Below are 18871 nucleotides of genomic sequence, written 5' to 3'. Positions count from 1 at the left end.
TTGTGCAACTTTATTCGCCGCCGTTTACTCCCGCACACTTGCTGTTTAGTGCGCCTTGGGGCTGGCGCGCCGCGCCCTTAATTTGCATTGCAACGTATCACGGATTGCGCGGCTGTTTTCGTGTTGCTGGGTAGGCTCCGCCCGTCTCGGCTCGTCTCGGCTCGGCTCGGCTCGCGGCGTGCGCCGCTCACGTCAGTTGCGCGGGAGGTAAAAACGATGCTTTCTCAGTATCGAATGCAGAGGAGAGCGCGGCGAGTTTTTCGGCTTGCCAGAGCAGGTAATCTTGCGCGAGCTGCGCGTTGAGCCAGCATTCGCCGCGTCGCATCGGGCGGGACCACCCGATGGCCCCAAGTGCGCAGGCTCGGGTTAATAATCTGGCGATATGAGCGGGTGAAACCTGATAGCGCGCGGCCAATGATCTGGCCGAGAACGCGCCGATCCAAAGTCTTCCGTCCTCACTGGGCTGATGGGAACGGGTGGAGAGCACAAGCTCGTGCAATATGCTGCTGCCAGAGGCGCTATTGGTGAAACATTGTATCGCTTCGGGAGGGCTGTACCACGCGACGGACCGACAAATCCGCTTGGCGAAGGTCGGTTGAAGATAGCCTAAAAAGTCCGGGTTTTGTTGTAAAAAGGCAGAACGATGAGAGCCGTCGATTGTGTCGAGCGCGCGCAGGTGGATATCCAGATACACCCGCATCAATCGCTCGCTCTTGGCTGACGCCCTCGTCACACGTTGGCGGATGGCATTGGGGGCGGACGCTTCGATGAATTTCACGCGGGTCAGTTCGCGTAAGAAAGCCTGCACGGTGTTGCGACTGACGATGCGACTCTCGGCGAGCGCCGTCGTGAGGGATTTGGGCGAAGGGGCGGGATTGCTGGGGGACAGACTGTGATCAAAATGCAGCGCCAGCGCCATTTGGATCATCATCCAGCGACGTGTATCCGCGAGATAGTGCACCTCCGCGGGGATTGATGTGTGCACCGTGAGCAAATCCTGTGTCTGACGCATCATTGCCTGCCAAAATTGCGGGGCGATGACCAACTGCGCGGCATCATCGGTGCGGAGATCCTCGCATAGCATGGCTAATGTCTTTCTAAACAAAGGATTGGGCGAAACAAAGTTTGGAGCAAACCTATGCGCAGCTTACTGGCATCGCCATCTCATATTTGGGCTTAACGTAATATTTCTATGCATGTTTGCGGCTGTGTGTAACTTCGTTGCGTGAAGCCGTTTGGATTGATGCGCTAAGGGCATCAGCGGTTTAAGGGATGAGAACTCAAATGAATGTAAAATTTATTGCAAGCGTCGCGTTTGTATTGGCGCAGCTTGTCGCGACAGCATCACATGCTGCTGATCGCACGGTCACGATCGTGAACAAATCTGGCTATGCGATTGTGATGTTCCAAGGGTCGAATGTGGGGACGGATTCTTGGGAGGAAGATATCCTCGGTCAGGACATCTTGGCGCATGGCCAATCTGTTGACATCAATTTTGACGATGGCACAGGGCACTGCAAATTCGATTTTCTCGCCACTTTTGAAGATGGCGATGAGTTGAAGGAAGAAGATATCGACGTGTGCAGCATCGGCACGTTTACAATCGAATAAACGGCGTTTTGTATTTCTCCAGCTTGAGCGGATTTCCTGCTCAAGCTGGCATTGCTCGCCCAACCGCGCAGGTGCCACAGACGCGTGAAGATGTCGAAAATACTAGCCTAATCAGAGGTTTGATCGGCCTGCGCATCAGGGGTGAAGATCATCCGGTACTCTGTTAACTCCTCTTGCATCAGAACGTAAATCTCATCGGGAGGGGTGATCAGGGCATGCTGCATGATCAGAGGATCGATCCCCATCTCATTGAGGTAAGCCATGACCGCGCCTTGCCCGCGTTGAATATCCTCAACGGCAAGGAAGGCGGGTAGGACGGTATTCACGTCGAAGAAATGCTGGTGGACGCCGACTTGCGCATCGATATCGACCGCGCGCGACACACCTGCGGCAAGAATATAAGGGCAGGCGGAGAGGCAAATGTCGCCTTCCTGCAAGGCCGTGTTGATCTCCTCTTGGCGCAGCCGTTGGCCGATGGCCAAGGCGTCCGACACCGAACCGCCGGGCGAGTTAAGGCGCACCGTCTCAAAGTCGGTTCCTTCCGCGTCCAGAAATGCCTCAAAGCGGTCTGCATCGCCCGGGGAAATGGTGCCGGTCATCGTCAGGCTTGGGCCGTCTTTGCCAAACACCAAACGGCTCGGCATATCGCTTGTGGACGTGAACGGACGGCGCGGATTTCCATCGCGCGCGGGCGCAAGTGGCATATCTGCAGGTCGATAGCGCCGTGTCTGGTCGCCAGGCTGCACGGGTTGGTCAAACCGTGGCTGGTTTGACGGCAATCCGATGCTCGGGAAGGCGCGCCATAAATCCCCGCCCATGAGCAAGCCCGCCAAAACCAGTTGAATGGCGAGCACCCCGTAGATTGCCGATTTGACCGTCATCTTACGTCGCTTGTCTGGCCTGATTGCATCAGGCATTGGCGGGCTTGTCCAGCTCGGATGGGGCGGTCTGGGCGGGGGCGCTGGGCGTCTCTTGCGCCAGACGCAAAGCGCCGTCCATTTCGGTCACCGCACTCAGCGCGGCGCGCAATTCGGCAATGGTCATCGTATCCTCAACCCCGACGCGTGACTTACCGGACCGGATGGCGGCGTGCGTAATCGCGAGGATGAAGACCAGCACTGCTGGCAGGAGGTCGATCGCGATGGCGCCCGCCCAGCTGGGCGCAAAATTGCCAGCGTAGCGGATCACCGCATCGGCCGTGCTGATCGGGGTATACATGATTTCATTGGGCGGAGGCATCGCAATCACCGTATCAGCCGCGCGGCGCAGTGTTTCCGCCCGTTGGCCGAGCACCTGCAAAACAGACCGGATCGTCGATTGCTGTCCCGCGCGGGTTTCTTCGGTGCGTCCGTCAAGCTCAGGCAGCACGACCGATGCGCTGAGATCTTCCGCCGCGCGATTGACGAGTGGGGCCACGGAGAGCTGGCGCAGCTGTGTGATCACACCCGATAAACGGACCGCTTCCTCGCTAAACTGTACCGAGCGCACCTCGATCGGGCCGGGTTCAACGGTCAGCGCCCGCATGCGGCTCAAGATCTGATTGCCCTCGATAAAGGCCGCGGCAACGAGGGGTTGCTGTGTCGCGATCTGGGTCTCCAAACTTTGCAGCTCATCCGACTTTTGGCGCAAGACACGGAAGACCGCCCCCCGACCCGCAAGGCCCGACAGATCGCCCGTGGCTTCTTGCTCGGACAGATCTTCAAACGATTGACGAACGCGCGAGACATCGCGTTCCAAGCCTTGGGCGCTGACGGCGATCTCGTTTGCCCGCTCAAGGGCGGTTTGATACTCTTGGACGGTCGTTGCGAGATGCTGCTCCACCGCCGCAGCGCCCGCCAAAGCGGCCGCATTGAGCCATGATGACATCGCGATGATCGCTGCCGAGCCTAAGAGCATCGACACGAATAACCCCAGCCGCGCGCCGACCGTGCGTACGGCCGGTAGCAGTCGCATGAGATAGGACCAGAACACGAAAATGCCCACCGATACCGCAATGGAATAGCTGATCGCGGCGAAAAAGCTCAACGCGCCATTGTCGTCCAACAGCGACGAGACGCCGAGGTAGGTGTAGATCCCCGATGCAACCGCAAGAACACCGAGCGCCGCCGCCGAGAAGCTATCCAGCCAGCGAATATGGGCCTCAAGCTCTGCCGCATATCGCACGCCCTGCGCCTCGGCGCGCGTCAGTTTCTCGTTATCCATACAAATCCCACCCTATTCCGACATCCAGAATATGGAATTTTAGGCGGCTGTTTCCAGTAACAGTCTTATCAGGTTTTCGTCAGAGAGACGGCAAAGCGGTGCGGCGGCGGCTCTTGGACGCGCGCAACGCGGTCTCGGCGTTGCATGTCTGCCCCTGAAAACCGCGCCTTTGGTGAGAGCCCGCGCGCGTTGATCGCGTGGTCGATGACGCCGCAGACGACCTCGCAGGCGTCTTCTCTCGCAGGTTTGGCTGCGCGCGGAGCATTCAATTTGCCGCAGCTCTTTGGTAGGGAGGGGCGAAGCGGACGTTTTGGGGCGAGGGGCGAGGCGATGAGCAAGGCGGAATGGTTCGGGGCGCAATGGGACGGCGCAGGTTTGCGGCTCTGGGCGATGCGCGGGACTGATGTGATCGCGCAAGGGGATCGGCACATCGACCTTCGTTCGGCGAAAGACCAGGGATTCGCGCAAGTCCTCTCGGCCGAGCAAGGTCTTTTGATCCGTAAGATTGAAGAAGGGGCCGCCTATCCGGCCGAGCAATGGGGCGATGCGCCCACGGTTATGTGCGGTGAAATTGGCGGGCGAGAGGGGTGGCTGGAGACGCCGTTTTCTGACGTGCCGACAAAGGCCTACGGGCCTTTGATGCAAGTGCGCGGCGCCCGCGTGTGGATCGCCTGCGGGATGCGGCAAGCCGACCCTGCGGATGTGATGCGCGGCAATGAGACACGGATTTCGGGGTTGCTCGCCGCGCGGCCAGAGTTTGATGGCGTCGTGTGCCTGACCGGCGCACAGACACAATGGGCACGCATTTCGGCGGGTGAACTGTGTTATTTCCAAAGCTTTATGACGGGCGAGCTGTTTTCCTTCATGGCGCAAGCCTCGTCACTGCATCCGTTGATCGCGCAGGCGGCGGGTGACATGGCCGATACCGCAGGCGCAGAGGATAGCGTTGCCTTTGATCGCGCGGTTGAGGAGGGCATGACCCAGCCACACCGCGCCTTCGGGCGATTGGCGCAGTTGCGAGCGAGCGTCTTGGTGGGCGATCTCACCCCCAAGGCGGCGGCTGCGCGCCTATCGGGTTTGTTGGTCGGGTTAGAGCTGGCCAGTGCAAAGCCCTATTGGCTGGGCGAGGAGGTCGTCTTGATGGGCGCGCAGGCCGGTCGCATGGCGCGCGCACTTGAATCGCAAGGCGTGGTGACGCGTCAGGCCGATGCGGAGGCTGCCTTGTTGGCGGGTTTGCACCGCGCTTGGATGGGCCTTGACGCGGTCGCATCCGGCGCAAGGGGCTAACCCGTCGCAATGGGGCTTGCTGCGGCGCGCGGGGGGCGGCAATCTACACATCCCAGTCAGGAGAATTGCCATGGAATTGCGAGCGGCCAACGCGGCGGATGCAGCAGGTATCACGTTGATCTACAACGATGCCGTCACGAATACGACGGCGATCTGGAATGATTTCACCGTGGATGCCGCCAACCGGATCGCATGGATGGCGGACCGCGAGGCGCAAGGCTTTCCGGTGCTGGTGGCGATGGAGGCGGGGGAGGTTCTGGGCTATGCCAGCTACGGCACGTGGCGGGCGATTGACGGCTTCAGGCGAACGGTCGAGCATTCGGTCTATGTGAGTGCGCAGGCGCGTGGGCGCGGGGTTGGGGTTGCGCTGATGGAGGCGCTGATCGCGGAGGCGAAAACGCGCGGTGTGCATGTCATGGTCGCGGCGATTGACGCTTCAAATGCGGTCTCGATTCGCCTGCACGAGAGGCTGGGCTTTCGCCAGACAGGCGTGATGCCGCAGGTCGGGATGAAGTTCGGGCGCTGGCTTGATCTGGCGTTTTTGCAATTGCAGCTCGACGATGCGCCAAACCCGTAAGCCTTTGCCCACGCGGATCAGCTGATCGCGAAGGCGCCCTGTTCAATCACGGCTTCCATCGCGACATAGGTTGCGGTGGCATTGACATAGGGCAGGGCGGAGATTTTCTCGCCCATGATTTTGCGGTACTCGGCAATGTCACGCGAGCGCACCTTCAGCAGGTAATCAAATCCGCCGGCAATCATGTAGCACTCCTCAATCTCCGGCACGAGCTTCACGGCGGCGTTGAATTTCTCCAACGCGGCTTGACGTGTGTCGGTCACGCGCACCTCAACATAGGCGACGTGGCTTAGACCCATTTTCATCGGATTGAGCACGGCGCGGTATCCTGTGATCAAACCGATTTCTTCGAGATACTTGATCCGTGCCGCGACGGGCGTTTTTGACAGCCCGACGCGCCGCGCGATCTCCGCGACCGGTTGGCGCGCATCCGATGTCAGTTGATCGATAATTTTGTAATCGATCTGATCTAATGTATATGTCATCGGTCTGTTATTTCCAAAATCTACGCTCATATCGACTGTCATAATCATCATATTTGGTCAATCGGACTAATTGCTTTTCGCTAAGAAGGGCTATCATTCACGGAGTTCCAGATGCCCCACGCGTTGCCTTCCATGTCGAAATTCCCCACGCAAACCGCCCTGATTGAGGATCTGATCCGGCAGGCGGATATGAGCGCCGAGCTGCGCGCGCAGATATCGACCCGAGCGGCGACACTTGTGCGGCGCATTCGCAGCGAGGCTGAGCCCTCGATGATGGAGCATTTCCTGAGCGAATACGGCCTTTCCACGCGCGAAGGTGTGGCGCTGATGTGTCTGGCGGAGGCGATGCTTCGGGTGCCTGATAAAGGAACGATTGACGCGCTGATCGAGGATAAAATCGCGCCCTCCGATTGGGGGCGCCACTTGGGTGAGGCGTCCTCGCCCTTGGTCAATGCCTCGACTTGGGCATTGATGCTGACGGGGCGGGTGCTGGAGCAGCCGGAACGAGGCATCGCGGGCACGCTTCGCGGCGCGATCAAGCGTTTGGGGGAACCGGTGATCCGCGCTGCCGTCGGGCAGGCGATGAAGGAGATGGGCCGCCAATTCGTTTTGGGGCAAACGATTGAGGGCGCATTGACGCGGGCGCGGAAAACGGAAGCGCAAGGCTATACCTATAGCTACGATATGCTGGGCGAAGCGGCGATGACGCAAGCGGATGCCGACCGCTACGCGAAAGCCTACGCCGATGCGATCACCGCGATCGCAGGGGCTTGTAACAAAGGGACAACCGCGGCCAATCCGGGCATCTCGATCAAGCTTTCCGCGCTGCATCCGCGCTACGAACTCGCGCAAGAGGCCCGCGTTATGGCAGAGTTGGTGCCGGTTGTGCGCAATCTCGCGCGCCAAGCCGCGAAAGCGGGCATGGGTTTGAACATCGACGCCGAGGAACAAGCCCGTCTGACAGTGTCGATGCGGGTGATTGAGGCGGTGCTTGAGGACCCGCAGCTGACGGGTTGGGCAGGGTTCGGCGTCGTGGTGCAGGCCTACGGCAAGCGTGCGGGGGCGGTGATCGACTGGCTCAACGATACCGCCCTGCGCCTTGATCGCAAGATTATGGTGCGCTTGGTGAAGGGCGCTTATTGGGACGCGGAGATGAAACTCGCGCAGGTCGAAGGCCATCCCGATTTCCCGCTGTTCACGTCAAAAGTCGCGACGGATATCAGCTATCTTGCGAATGCCAAAACACTGCTGGGCTATGCGGGCCGGATCTATCCGCAATTTGCGACGCATAACGCCCATACCGTCGCGGCGATCTTGGAGTTGGCCGCCGATATGGGGATAACAGGGCGCGACGCGTTCGAATTCCAACGCCTGCACGGCATGGGGGAGCGTTTGCACGATATGGTGCTGCGCGACTCGAAAACACGTTGCCGCATTTACGCGCCGGTGGGGGCGCACCGTGATTTGCTGGCCTATCTGGTGCGGCGCTTGCTGGAAAACGGAGCGAATTCGAGCTTTGTGAACCAGATCGTGGATGAGGATGTCACGCCAGAGGAAATTGCCGCCGATCCGATGACAATGACGCGCGAAGCGCCGACGGGTCTCTTGCCGCCTGCGATGATCTTTGGCGCGGACCGCGTGAACTCGAAAGGGTTCGATATCACGGATGAGGACACTCTGGCCGAAATCTACGCGGCGCGCGAGGTCGCATTGCCCGAGGCCGGCCCGATTGTGGCGACAGCTGGCGCCGTTGGCGCTGCGGTTGCGGTCACGAACCCTGCAACGGGCGCACAAATCGCCTCGGCGCAGCAGGCGGATCTCGACTGTGTGGCGCGGGCGATCGATGCAGCCGCGCCGTGGGATGCACCCGTGGCCGAGCGCGCCGCCGTGCTGCGCCGTGCGGCGGATCTGATGGAAGCCGATTTCGGCCTGATCTTCGCGACATTGGCCCGCGAAGCAGGGAAAACACTGGCCGATGCGGTGGGTGAGCTGCGCGAAGCGGTTGATTTCTTGCGCTATTACGCAAGCGAGGCCGAAACGGCCGACCCCACACCGCGCGGCATCATGACCGCCATCAGCCCGTGGAACTTCCCGCTGGCCATTTTCTCGGGGCAGATCTCGGCGGCTTTGGCGGCGGGGAATGCCGTGCTTGCCAAACCGGCCGAACAAACGCCGATCATCGCGGCCATCGCCGTGCGGCATTTCCTTGCGGCAGGGGTTCCGGCGCGGGCGTTGCAGCTTTTGCCCGGCTCGGGTGCGGTTGTGGGCGCGGCGCTCACCTCCGATCCTCGCGTTTCAGGCGTTGTGTTTACGGGGTCGACAGCGACCGCAATGCGCATCCGGAACACCATGGTCGAGAACCTGCCCGCAGGTGCGCCGCTCATTGCGGAGACGGGTGGCCTCAATGCGATGATCGTGGATAGCACCGCGCTGCCCGAGCAGGCGGTGCGGGATATCGTCGCCGCATCCTTCCGCTCGGCTGGGCAGCGCTGCTCGGCGCTGCGGTGCCTCTATCTGCAAGAAGACGTGGCGCCCCACGTGATCGAGATGATCAAGGGCGCAATGAACGAGTTGCGTGTGGGAGATCCTTGGGATCTTGCGACCGATGTCGGCCCCGTCATTGACGAGCAGGCCCGCAGCCAGATCGCCCAATATGTCGACGCTGCACGCGCGCAGGGGCGTGTAATCCACGAGGGCAAACTCCCGCAAGGTGAGGCTTTGCAGGCAGGGCATTACATTGCGCCCGTGATGCTGCGCGTGGGCGGGATCGCGGAGATGGAGCGCGAAGTCTTCGGGCCGGTGCTGCATGTTGCGACGTTCAAAACGGGCAAGGTCGCAGAGGTCATCGAGGCGATCAATGCGACCGGCTACGGCCTGACATTCGGCTTGCACACACGCATCGACACGCGCGTGCAAAAGGTGTTTGACGCGGTGAATTGCGGCAACATGTATGTGAACCGCAACCAAATCGGGGCCGTCGTCGGCAGTCAGCCGTTTGGTGGCGAGGGTCTTTCGGGGACAGGCCCGAAGGCGGGCGGCCCGCACTATCTTGCGCGGATGTGCGCGCGCCCTGCGCCACAGCTCGCAGCGGATAAGCCTTTTGCGAAAGAGGCCTCACCGGTGGATCTCGCCGCGCGGATCAAATCGGCGCAGCCGGCGGCGATCATTGTGTCAGAAACCTTGTTGCCCGGGCCCACGGGCGAGTTGAACCGCCTGACCGCGCGGCCGCGCCCGCCGGTCTTGTGCCTCGGCCCATCGGAAGCGGCGATGCGCGTCCAGATCGCTCTGGTCGAGAGTTTGGGGGGCTGCGCTGTCGGTGCGCAAGGTCGGGTAGATCCTTCGCTCCTTACGACCCTGCGAGGGATTTCCGCCGCGATCTGGTGGGGAGATGCGGAGCAGGGCCACGCGTTTGGGAAGGCGCTCGCAGCGCGGGAGGGGGCAATCGTGCCATTGATCACGGGCGCGCCGGATGCGGCACATGTGTTGCTTGAGCGCCATATTTGCGTGGATACGACCGCCGCGGGCGGCAATGCCGCGTTGCTGGCGGGCGAGGTCGAGCCTGCGACACCTGTCGATGAGGTGGATGCCGGGCCCGCCCTCTGAGGCACCTGCAAACACGCATTTGAAGGCGGGCCACTTGGCCCGTCTTTATCATTGACCGCGCCGGGTTCACGCCATGTTTAAGAGACGGGGCTGAGCAGCAGCGAGGTTTCCGAATTGAGCACGCCCGGAACTTCGCGAATCTCGCGCAGGACGCGATCAAAATCAGGCAGCGAGGCGGCATTCAGTTCGACCACGAGATCCCAAGCTCCATTGGTTGAGTGAATCTCCGTGACCTCGGGGATCGCCCGCAACGTGCGCACCACACCGCGCGACATCCTGCCTTGCAATTCAATCATCGTAATGGCCCGCACCTCGCCCGCCACATCGGTATCGGTCTCGATCGTAAATCGCCGAATTCGTCCCTCCGTGACCAGCGTATCAAGACGGAGCTTCGCGGTCGTGCGCGATACGTTCGCGAGTTGCGCAAGTTCGGTAATCGAGGCGCGGGAATTCTCGCGCAGGGCTGCGATGAGGCGTCGATCCGTGGGAGAAAGCTCGGGCATTCAAGATCTTTCGTAGGGAAGGATGGTTGTGCAATTTGCGAACATACCGTGACAATTTGCAAATACATATGTCTGAATCGACCAGTTTTATCCGCGACAAATGCGCACTTTTAAGGAATGCTTGCGGCGAAGGGCCTTTGGCGCCATCATCGAGCGTGATTGACCCCGCGCGCCCCGTATTCCGTGCGTGCCGGTGCGCACGCCCCCGCAAGGAGCTTTCATGTCACACGTCTTCTCCTCCCAAGACACCGCCCGCACTTCCCGAACGACCCGCCTGATTGGCGCCCCTGTCCAGACGGGCGCTTCGCAAGGCGGGTGTTTGATGGGGCCAGATGCCTTGCGCACTGCGGGGCTCGCCAAGGTTCTGGCGGAGCTCGGCTGGGCCGTCGAAGATATGGGCGATGTCGCGATCGAGCGTCAAACCCCGCGCGCCCATGCCAACCCTTCGTTGCACGACCTTGCGGAGACCTGTGCTTGGATTGAGGCGTTGGAGACGGCGGCGTTTGAGGCGGCGCAGGCTTGCGATCTGCCGATCTTTATGGGGGGCGATCACTCGCTCTCCGCTGGAACCGTGGCAGGGATTGCGCGGCATGCCCAAACACAAGGCCGACCGCTTTTCGTGATATGGCTCGATGCGCATCCTGATCTGCATACGTTGGACAGCACGACCAGCGGCAATCTGCATGGCACGCCGATGGCGTATGTCACGGGGCAGAACGGGTTTGACGCTTACCCCCCGCTGAAGGCGTCGGTCGCGCCCGAAAATGTGTGCTTCATGGGGATTCGTTCGGTTGATCCGGCAGAGCGCGCGTTGATTTCGGCGCAAAGCTTCGAGGTGTATGATATGCGCGCGATCGACGAGACGGGGATCCTCGCACCGCTGATGACATTTTTGGACCGTGTGCGCGCGGCGAACGGGCTGTTGCATGTCTCTTTCGATGTCGACTTTCTTGATCCCGCGATCGCGCCGGCGGTTGGCACAACGGTGCCCGGCGGGGCGACCTTCCGCGAGGCGCATCTGGTGATGGAGGCGCTGGGCGATAGCGGCTTGGTGTGCTCGCTTGATCTGGTGGAGCTGAACCCGTTTTTGGACGAGCGTGGCCGCACTGCGACCTTGCTGACAGATCTCACGGCGAGCTTGTTTGGCCGTCGCGTGTTAGGGCGGATGACAACCCGCTTTTGACGGGGGCTCTTGGCGAGCCAATTCGGCGCGCCGCAAAGTTGCCTTAATTCATAGGGTGTTATCGGAGAACTGTGGCGCATCTGCACTATCCCGCGCCCGCGGATCAAGGTTACATGGCACAACTCTTTGTGACAGGAATTTCCATGCGCCTTGCTCCGATCTTCGCCCTTTCGACCCAAGCCCTGCGCGCGGCGCGCGCGCGCTTGGCTGGTTTTGCGCTGCTTGGGGCGGCGGCGTGCGTGTCGACCACGGCCGCCGTTGCGGACACGGTGGACGCGTTTGGGGGCGAGGCGCGTCAGGTCTCGTCCCCCGTGATCGCGTCGGCGCCCCAAGCACCGCAGCGTTATGAGGCGCCAAGCTTTACGGCGGGGCGGCGGAACTTGGGTTGGGCGCATATGTTCACCAACGATTATCTGGGGGACCGGAAGGATCGTTGGCAAACGGGGTCTTACATGGTTTCGGTCCTCCGCGGGCCGCATTGGAAGGGCGCTTTGCCCGAGGTTCCATTCGAGATCATGGAATACCGGATGAGCTTCGCGATTACCTCGCCCACCGATTTGTCGCGCGCGCCTGACTGGGATCGTCGCTACGCGGGGCGCGCGCAATTTATGGCCGCGACGCATTGGCAAGCCCACGCGTTGGAGGCGATGGCGGGTATTGGCCTGACGAGCACGGGCGAGGATAATGGGGTGGGCCAACTGCATAACACATTGCACGAATGGGTCTCCGCGCCGGCGGTGCGTGTGCGCGAGCAGCAGATCGGGAATGGCGTGCACCCCTTTATTACCGGCGAGATTGGTCACGAATTCGCTTTGGGTGCGAGTGTCGTGCGGGTTTTCTCCGCCGCGCGGGCGGGCGATGAAACGTGGATGCGGGCAGGGTTTGATATGCAATTCGGGGCGCGTGAGCTGGGCGCGCTTTGGGTGCGGGACGAGATCACGGGCCACCGTGTTGTTGGGATTTCGGGCAACTCTGGCCCCGGCGCGTGGTTTACGATCGGGGCCGATATCGGTCATGTCTGGTCGTCGGTCTACTTGCCAGAGGAAGAAATCGAGTTGAGCGAAACCCGTGCGCGTCTGCGCGCTGGCGTGAATATCCGCCATGGCGATATGGGGATATTCTACGGTCTGACCTATCTCTCAAAGGAATTTGAAGCCCAACCCGAAGGCCAGGTTTTGGGAAGTTTGCGCCTGCGTCTGAATTTCTAACGGCGGTCAGTTAGCCGCGGCGATGGTCGCGGCAGATGGCCATTTTCCTTTACGGTAAGGGGCAAAAAGTTAACGAACAGGTTTTCAAGTCGGATTCCCCATGTTAGCGTCAAGCCAAGGGCCAAAAGAGCCCATGTATGAGTGGCAGGATCGAGACAGGGATGAAAACGGGCTATCAAGGCACGTTCGTGGTCGCATGGACGCAGACCGAGGTTGATGGTGTGGAAAACGCGCCGGTCAACTCCTTATGCGTTGGTGCGTCATGGCGATATAGTGGCGAGGTTGTCCAAGTCGACGGGCCACGCGATCTTCTTATTTTGACCGACGCCCAAGGCGAGACTGAACGCAGGCAGTCGGCGGCGCGCAAGGTTCGCAAACTCCTCGGGGCGGCGGTGTCGGGGCAGCCCATCGCGAGCATTGAGGCGGGCGATGACCTGCCGGATCAGAGCTTTACCGTTACGAACGGGTTTGATGCTTTTGTCATCACCGTTGTCGATTTGCCCGATAACAGTGCGCGGCTTTTGATGTTTGCGGGGCGCGTGCCGCCCGCGCAAACCGATCTTTGGATCGTGGATCGCACCGTGGATGTGCGGCCAGCGGTGCGCAATGCCTCTGACTTGGGGGTGATTTGCTTCACGCCTGCGACGATGATTGATACACCCACCGGAAAGCGCCGCGTCGATGCGTTGCGTCCGGGTGACAAGGTGACGACCCAAGATGATGGCCCGCAAGAGCTTCTGTGGATCGGATCGCGACAAATGACGGGCGCGAGACTTTATGCGATGCCTGCGCTTCGGCCTGTGCGGATACGGGCAGGGGCCTACGGGATCGGGCGCCCGGATGACGATTTGATCGTCTCGCCGCATCATAGGATGGTGCTGCGCGGGGCAGCGTCCGAGGCTTTGTTCAATACGCCGGAGGTTCTGGTGCGGGCGTGCGATCTGGTCAACGGCGGGTCCGTGCGGGTCGACGACCGCCTTGCACAGACGCAGTACATTCATTTGATGTTCGAGCGGCATCAAGTGATCCGCGCGAACGGATTTGAAACCGAAAGCTTCCATCCAGGAGCGGCCGCGCTTGACATGATTCCGTCGGCGCAACGCGATGCCCTTTGGTCGGCGTTTCCCGAGTTGGTGGATGATCCAATGCGCTACGGCAGCCACGCGCGCCGCACGCTTTCGGCCTCCGAGGCGGCGATTCTCTTGCATCGGCTGGCGGCCTGACCCCTGCGGCCCGATCAGATGGCGCCGCGGATTTCTTCTGGTTTTCAATGCTCTGCGCGGTGGGCTTTCGGCTCTTGTTTGGGCGTTGACACCTGTATGTCACCCTCCTATAAGCCCGCATCCGGTAACGCATGTTGCCGCGATATTCATTGGTGTTGGTGGACCCCGTGAGGGGAACCCTGTCGCCCGAAGATGTTAGCCGCGCAATCGGTCGGGTATTTGCCCAAAACATCGGGGGAAAGGACAACGCCCTTCTATGCCAAGGCTTCGGCCGCGGCAGATTTTAGTGAAGGAGATCAGCCGTGACCAAACGCACGTCTGCCAAGTACAAACTCGACCGCCGCATGGGCGAAAACATCTGGGGCCGCGCGAAATCGCCGGTCAACAAGCGCGAATACGGCCCGGGCCAGCACGGTCAGCGCCGCAAGAACAAGCTGTCGGACTTCGGTACACAGCTGCGCGCTAAGCAAAAACTCAAAGGTTACTACGGCGACCTGACCGAAAAGCAATTCCGCCGCATCTACGGCGAAGCTGAGCGCGTCAAGGGCGACACCGGTGAGAACCTCGTTGGTCTGCTCGAGCGCCGTCTCGACGCTGTTGTGTACCGCTCGAAGTTCGTACCAACCGTGTTCGCTGCACGTCAGTTCGTGAACCACGGCCACGTGACCGTAAACGGTCAGCGCGTGAACATTGCTTCGTACCGTGTCAAAGAAGGCGACGTGATCGCTGTTCGTGACCGTTCCAAGCAACTCGCGATCGTTCTGGAAGCAGTTGCATCGTCCGAGCGCGACGTTCCGGATTACCTCGAAGTCGACCACTCCAAAATGACCACGACGTTCGTGCGCACCCCAACACTGGGCGACGTACCGTATCCGGTCGTTATGGAACCGAACCTCGTTGTCGAATTCTACGCAAAGAACTGATCTTTCAGTCTTTGCCGATCCAAAGAAAGGTCGCCCGCTCGGGCGGCCTTTTTTCATGTCTGGCGCGGGCGCGTCTCAAGGCGGGTGCGCCTGCTGCCGATTGTCACAGTTTCTTTTTGCCGCGATTGATCGCGCAACTTGCGCTAGTATTACCCAATCGTGACCGCTAGAAAGCGGCAAGCCCGTGCGGTCTTGAGCGTGCGCGGGATAGGCTCAAGAGGATAGAACGATGTCTGATCTGATTTCTCCGCAACCCGGGATCATGGATATTGCGCTTTACGAGGGCGGTGCCGCGCATGTTGCGGGGCGCACAGATGCGGTCAAACTCTCCTCCAACGAGAACTTTGCAGGGGCCTCCGACAAGGCGCGTGAGGCTTTCGCCCGCGCCGTGCATTCAATGCATCGCTACCCCAACACCGATCACGCCTCGCTGCGCGCTGCGATTGGTGATGTGCATAAGATCAACGCGGATCAGATTATCTGTGGCGTCGGATCGGATGAAATCATTCACTTCCTCGCGCAGGCTTATGTGGGGCAGGGCGATGAGGTCGTGTTCACCGAGCATGGCTTCTTGATGTATAAAATCTCGACAATGGCGGCGGGGGGCACTCCGGTATCGGTGAAGGAACGCGATCGCGTCACCGATGTGGACGCGATCTTGCAAGCCTGCAATGAGCGCACAAAGCTCGTCTTTATCGCAAATCCAAACAATCCTACCGGCACGATGGTGCCTCTGGCGGAGCTGGAACGGTTGGCGTTGGGCCTCCCCGCGCAGGCTATTCTAGTTATTGACGGCGCCTATGCCGAATATGTCGAAGGCTATGATGGCGGCGCAGAGTTGGCGACCCGCCTGCCCAACGTCTTCATGACGCGCACCTTCTCGAAAATCTACGGTCTGGGCGGTTTGCGGGTTGGCTGGGGCTACGGCCCGAAGGCGATCATTGATGTGCTGAACCGGATCCGTGGCCCGTTCAATCTCTCGACCGTTGCATTGGAAACCGCAGAGGCTGCCGTGCGCGATCAGGATTACGTGGATCGCTGCCGCAACGATAACATGCGCTTGCGCACCCTGTTGGCCGAAGGTCTGGCCGAGCGCGGTGTTCCGTCCGATACGTCGACGGCTAATTTCGTGCTGGCGCGGTTCGCCTCGCCCGACGAGGCGGCGGCGTGTGACGAGTTTTTGAAGGCGGAGGGGCTGATCGTGCGTCGCGTCGCCAGCTACGGCTTGCCGCAATGTCTGCGGATCACTGTTGGGGATGAGCCCTCGTGCCGCCGTGTTGCGCATGTGGTAGGTCAGTTCAAAATTCGCGGTAAGGCAGTGGTTTGATGGCTAAGGCGGAGGCGCCCGTTTTCAATCGCGTGGCTTTGATTGGATTGGGGTTGATTGCATCGTCGATGGCGCATGCGATGCGGTGGAAGGGGTTGGCCGGCGAGATCACCGGCCATGCGAGATCCGCCGAGACGCGTGCGACGGCAACCGAAATCGGGCTTGTCGATCGGGTCTTTGAAACCGCCGCCGAGGCCGTGAAGGGCGCGGATCTGGTCGTGCTGTGCGTGCCGGTTGGGGCGATGGGCGCGATTGCGGCGGAGATTGCTCCGCATCTCGCGGCAGGCGCAATCATCACGGATGTCGGCTCTGTCAAGCAAGCGGTCATCGCGGAAGTTGCGCCGCATCTTCCTGACACTGTGTTGTTTATTCCCGGCCACCCGTTGGCGGGGACGGAGCATTCCGGCCCGCGTTCTGGGTTTGCGACGCTATTTGTGAACCGTTGGTGGATTTTGTGTCCGGTCGAGGGGACGCCGCCCGAAGCGACAGCCAAGCTCCGCGCGCTTTGCGAGGGGATGGGGGCGAATGTCGATGAGATGGATGCGCCGCACCACGACGTCGTTCTGGCCGTGACGTCGCACACGCCGCATTTGATCGCCTATACGATGGTGGGTGTGGCTGATCACGTCCGCCGCGTATCGCAATCCGAAATCATCAAATACTCAGCCTCGGGCTTTCGTGATTTCACACGGATCGCCGCCTCTGATCCGGTGATGTGGCGCGATGTGTTCTTGACGAATAAAGAGGCCACACTCGATATCCTTGGCCGCTTCACTGAGGAGCTTTTTGTCTTGCAGCGCGCGATCCGTATGGGTGATGGCGCGTATTTGCAGGAGTATTTCACCCGCACTCGTGCGATCCGCCGCTCGATTATCGAGGCGGGGCAAGACACCGCAGCGCCGAATTTCGGGCGCGGGGTTTCGGAACCCGACGCGTGAGGCGGGCATCCGTCGCGCCGTTGCTGTTGGCGCTTTTGGGATCGGGTGCGCTGGCTGTGCCGCTCGCTCAGTCGCCGCGGCCACAGGCCAACCCGCGCGCGGCGATGCAAACGCAAAGCCTCGATATGCACGCCGAGGCGGCGCCTATATCGCAGGCGGCGATCGCGGTCTCATTGCGTCCCGCGCCACGCCCCGTTTCCCTTAACACCTCCATCCCCTCCTCCACGTCTCCCGCACCCGCCGTGCGCCGTGCGCCTGTCAAAGGCCAGCTCTGCGGCGTGGCGGGGATCGAGGGCAAGCCAATCGCGCCCATCTCCGGCGCTGCAAAGGGCTGCGGCTTGCAAGACGGTGTGCAGGTGACGGCCGTATCGGGCATCAAGCTTTCGATACCGGCGCAGGTTGATTGCCCGACGGCCAAGGCCTTAAAAAACTGGGTTGATACCGGGATTGTCCCGAGTATCGGGAATACGGGCGGCGGGGTGAAGCGTCTTGAGATCGCCGGTAGCTATGCGTGCCGCCCGCGCAATAACCAACGCGGCTCGAAAGTGTCCGAACATGGTCGCGGGCGCGCAGTTGATCTGGCGGGGATAACGCTGAAGGACGGTAGAACGTTGACCGTTTTGCAAGATTGGAAGCGTAATCCGAAGATCATGCAGTCAATACACCGCGCCGCCTGCGGAACATTCGGGACCGTGCTTGGCCCGAAATCGGATAGTTTCCACCGCGATCACTTCCACGTCGATACCGCCCGCCACCAAAATGGTGCCTATTGTCGGTGATGTGCGCCTGCCGCGACTGTGTCAGCAGGCGCCGTTGAAAGTGTCACGGCAAGCGCGGCGCAGGCCCGATGCGGAACAGGCCCGCCAACATGGTTTGCCCGCCCGCAAATCGTAACGGCACCGAGACCGACCCATCGCCGCGCCCAATCGCGCGCAGGGCGCGGTCAATCAGATCAATCTGCGACGCGGGCATGATATTGCTCTCGCGCAGCAAGGCGATGACCTGATCGATGTTTTGTAACTCCAGATCGACAGGCCCGTCGAGATAGCCCGAAGGCAGGACGGTCAATTGACCCGACGCGGCCACAGACGCACCCGCCCAATCAATGGTGAGCTTTGTCAGATCAATGCTTTGCGCCCTTGGCAGGACGCCAGATTGTAGCATCACGCGGTCAATCGGGGCGGGGAGGGCGATCTGTGCGTCCCACGCCACATTTGCGGGCGTCACCGCATCGGATGTCAGACTTTCGCTCCGAACATTCGTCAGCGCCCCGCCGATGCGATAACGGGCGGAAGCTTGGGTCGTTTCGTCAGCACCGTCCGGAATGGATTGCAACGCCAGCCGCGCTTGGTCGGCCACAAGCCCGCTGACCTGCGGGGCCTCCATCACGGCGATGACTTTTTCCAGCGGCAACGAACCGCGCGCCGCAAAATCGACATTGGCGCGCATGTCCTGCGCGTTGATCTCGAATGTCTGTCCGTAGACGCTCAGCGTTTGCGGCACACCCGCCCAGACAATCAATCGCGTCGGGGCCCATGCCATCGCCATGATTTCAGCCTGCGGCACGTCCCACTGCCAGTTTGGCCCGCGCAGTTGCGCCTCGCGGATATCGATATCGAACCGCGAAGGGAAACCTTGCGCGGACCAATCACCTAGCGTGACCCGATCAGGGATTTGCGCGAGCCCCTGCGTGACGGCGCTGCGCAATTGGGTGATGCCAAACCACCAGTATCCGGCCCATAGACCCGCAAACAGCACCACCACCGTCATCAACCGTTTCATCGCAACCCCTTTTCATCGC

General features: G+C 60.9%; 17 protein-coding genes. 11 read left to right on the top strand and 6 right to left on the bottom strand.

Annotation, left to right across the window (positions count from 1 at the left end; translation table 11 throughout):
• Window positions 1–187: 187 nt before the first annotated feature.
• The gene (locus tag SJY32_RS09870) at window positions 188–1045 is read right to left on the bottom strand and encodes a hypothetical protein (RefSeq protein ID WP_376874363.1); all 858 of its coding nucleotides are present in this window, start codon (window positions 1043–1045) and stop codon (window positions 188–190) included.
• Between the two features lie 239 nt (window positions 1046–1284).
• Here SJY32_RS09870 and SJY32_RS09865 point away from each other — a divergent pair, with 239 nt between their 5' ends.
• Window positions 1285–1611, top strand: a complete 327-nt coding sequence (locus SJY32_RS09865; protein WP_376874361.1) for a hypothetical protein — start codon at window positions 1285–1287, stop codon at window positions 1609–1611.
• Between the two features lie 107 nt (window positions 1612–1718).
• On the opposite strand, the gene SJY32_RS09860 is transcribed toward SJY32_RS09865, so the two are convergent.
• On the bottom strand, window positions 1719–2492 hold the full coding sequence (locus SJY32_RS09860; protein ID WP_376874359.1) for a hypothetical protein: 774 nt from the start codon (window positions 2490–2492) through the stop codon (window positions 1719–1721).
• A gap of 28 nt (window positions 2493–2520) precedes the next feature.
• Window positions 2521–3813: a hypothetical protein gene (locus SJY32_RS09855; RefSeq protein ID WP_376874357.1), complete on the bottom strand. Its 1293-nt coding sequence runs from the start codon at window positions 3811–3813 to the stop codon at window positions 2521–2523.
• Window positions 3814–3957: 144 nt separating this feature from the next.
• Here SJY32_RS09855 and SJY32_RS09850 point away from each other — a divergent pair, with 144 nt between their 5' ends.
• Window positions 3958–5100, top strand: coding sequence for a 2-dehydro-3-deoxygalactonokinase (locus tag SJY32_RS09850; RefSeq protein ID WP_376874355.1), 1143 nt, complete (start codon window positions 3958–3960; stop codon window positions 5098–5100).
• A 70-nt stretch (window positions 5101–5170) separates the two neighbouring features.
• Complete coding sequence (locus tag SJY32_RS09845) at window positions 5171–5677, top strand: GNAT family N-acetyltransferase (RefSeq protein WP_376874353.1); 507 nt, start codon at window positions 5171–5173, stop codon at window positions 5675–5677.
• Window positions 5678–5694: 17 nt separating this feature from the next.
• Here the strand turns inward: SJY32_RS09845 and SJY32_RS09840 are convergent, their stop codons facing one another.
• Window positions 5695–6162, bottom strand: coding sequence for an Lrp/AsnC family transcriptional regulator (locus tag SJY32_RS09840; RefSeq protein WP_376874351.1), 468 nt, complete (start codon window positions 6160–6162; stop codon window positions 5695–5697).
• A gap of 111 nt (window positions 6163–6273) precedes the next feature.
• Here SJY32_RS09840 and putA point away from each other — a divergent pair, with 111 nt between their 5' ends.
• On the top strand, window positions 6274–9765 hold the full coding sequence (gene putA, locus SJY32_RS09835) for a bifunctional proline dehydrogenase/L-glutamate gamma-semialdehyde dehydrogenase PutA (protein ID WP_376874349.1): 3492 nt from the start codon (window positions 6274–6276) through the stop codon (window positions 9763–9765).
• Between the two features lie 77 nt (window positions 9766–9842).
• Here putA and SJY32_RS09830 read toward each other — a convergent pair whose 3' ends face one another.
• Window positions 9843–10268 (bottom strand): Lrp/AsnC family transcriptional regulator, encoded by a 426-nt coding sequence (locus SJY32_RS09830; RefSeq protein ID WP_376874347.1) that lies wholly within the window; start codon window positions 10266–10268, stop codon window positions 9843–9845.
• A 220-nt stretch (window positions 10269–10488) separates the two neighbouring features.
• Between SJY32_RS09830 and rocF the strand changes: the two genes are divergently transcribed.
• The 7 genes from rocF to SJY32_RS09795 all read left to right on the top strand — a co-directional run bounded on the left by rocF (window position 10489) and on the right by SJY32_RS09795 (window position 17849).
• The gene (gene rocF, locus SJY32_RS09825) at window positions 10489–11451 is read left to right on the top strand and encodes an arginase (RefSeq protein ID WP_376874345.1); all 963 of its coding nucleotides are present in this window, start codon (window positions 10489–10491) and stop codon (window positions 11449–11451) included.
• 113 nt (window positions 11452–11564) lie between these two features.
• Window positions 11565–12659: a lipid A-modifier LpxR family protein gene (locus SJY32_RS09820; protein WP_376874343.1), complete on the top strand. Its 1095-nt coding sequence runs from the start codon at window positions 11565–11567 to the stop codon at window positions 12657–12659.
• Window positions 12660–12796: 137 nt separating this feature from the next.
• Complete coding sequence (locus tag SJY32_RS09815) at window positions 12797–13882, top strand: Hint domain-containing protein (RefSeq protein WP_376874341.1); 1086 nt, start codon at window positions 12797–12799, stop codon at window positions 13880–13882.
• 302 nt (window positions 13883–14184) lie between these two features.
• A complete protein-coding gene (gene rpsD / locus SJY32_RS09810) occupies window positions 14185–14805 on the top strand; it encodes a 30S ribosomal protein S4 (protein ID WP_376874339.1) in 621 nt (206 codons plus the stop codon).
• Window positions 14806–15034: 229 nt separating this feature from the next.
• The gene (gene hisC, locus SJY32_RS09805) at window positions 15035–16132 is read left to right on the top strand and encodes a histidinol-phosphate transaminase (RefSeq protein WP_376874337.1); all 1098 of its coding nucleotides are present in this window, start codon (window positions 15035–15037) and stop codon (window positions 16130–16132) included.
• Complete coding sequence (locus SJY32_RS09800; RefSeq protein WP_376874335.1) at window positions 16132–17070, top strand: prephenate/arogenate dehydrogenase family protein; 939 nt, start codon at window positions 16132–16134, stop codon at window positions 17068–17070. The genes hisC and SJY32_RS09800 overlap by 1 nt, the downstream gene beginning before the upstream one ends.
• The gene (locus tag SJY32_RS09795) at window positions 17067–17849 is read left to right on the top strand and encodes an extensin family protein (RefSeq protein WP_376874333.1); all 783 of its coding nucleotides are present in this window, start codon (window positions 17067–17069) and stop codon (window positions 17847–17849) included. Before SJY32_RS09800 ends, SJY32_RS09795 begins: the two co-directional genes overlap by 4 nt.
• Window positions 17850–17892: 43 nt before the next feature.
• On the opposite strand, the gene SJY32_RS09790 is transcribed toward SJY32_RS09795, so the two are convergent.
• Complete coding sequence (locus tag SJY32_RS09790; protein WP_376874331.1) at window positions 17893–18852, bottom strand: DUF2125 domain-containing protein; 960 nt, start codon at window positions 18850–18852, stop codon at window positions 17893–17895.
• Between the last annotated feature and the right edge of the window lie 19 nt (window positions 18853–18871).

This window comes from Albirhodobacter sp. R86504, assembly GCF_042466415.1.
Lineage (GTDB): Bacteria > Pseudomonadota > Alphaproteobacteria > Rhodobacterales > Rhodobacteraceae > Albirhodobacter.
This window is presented reverse-complemented; position numbering and strand designations above follow the sequence as displayed.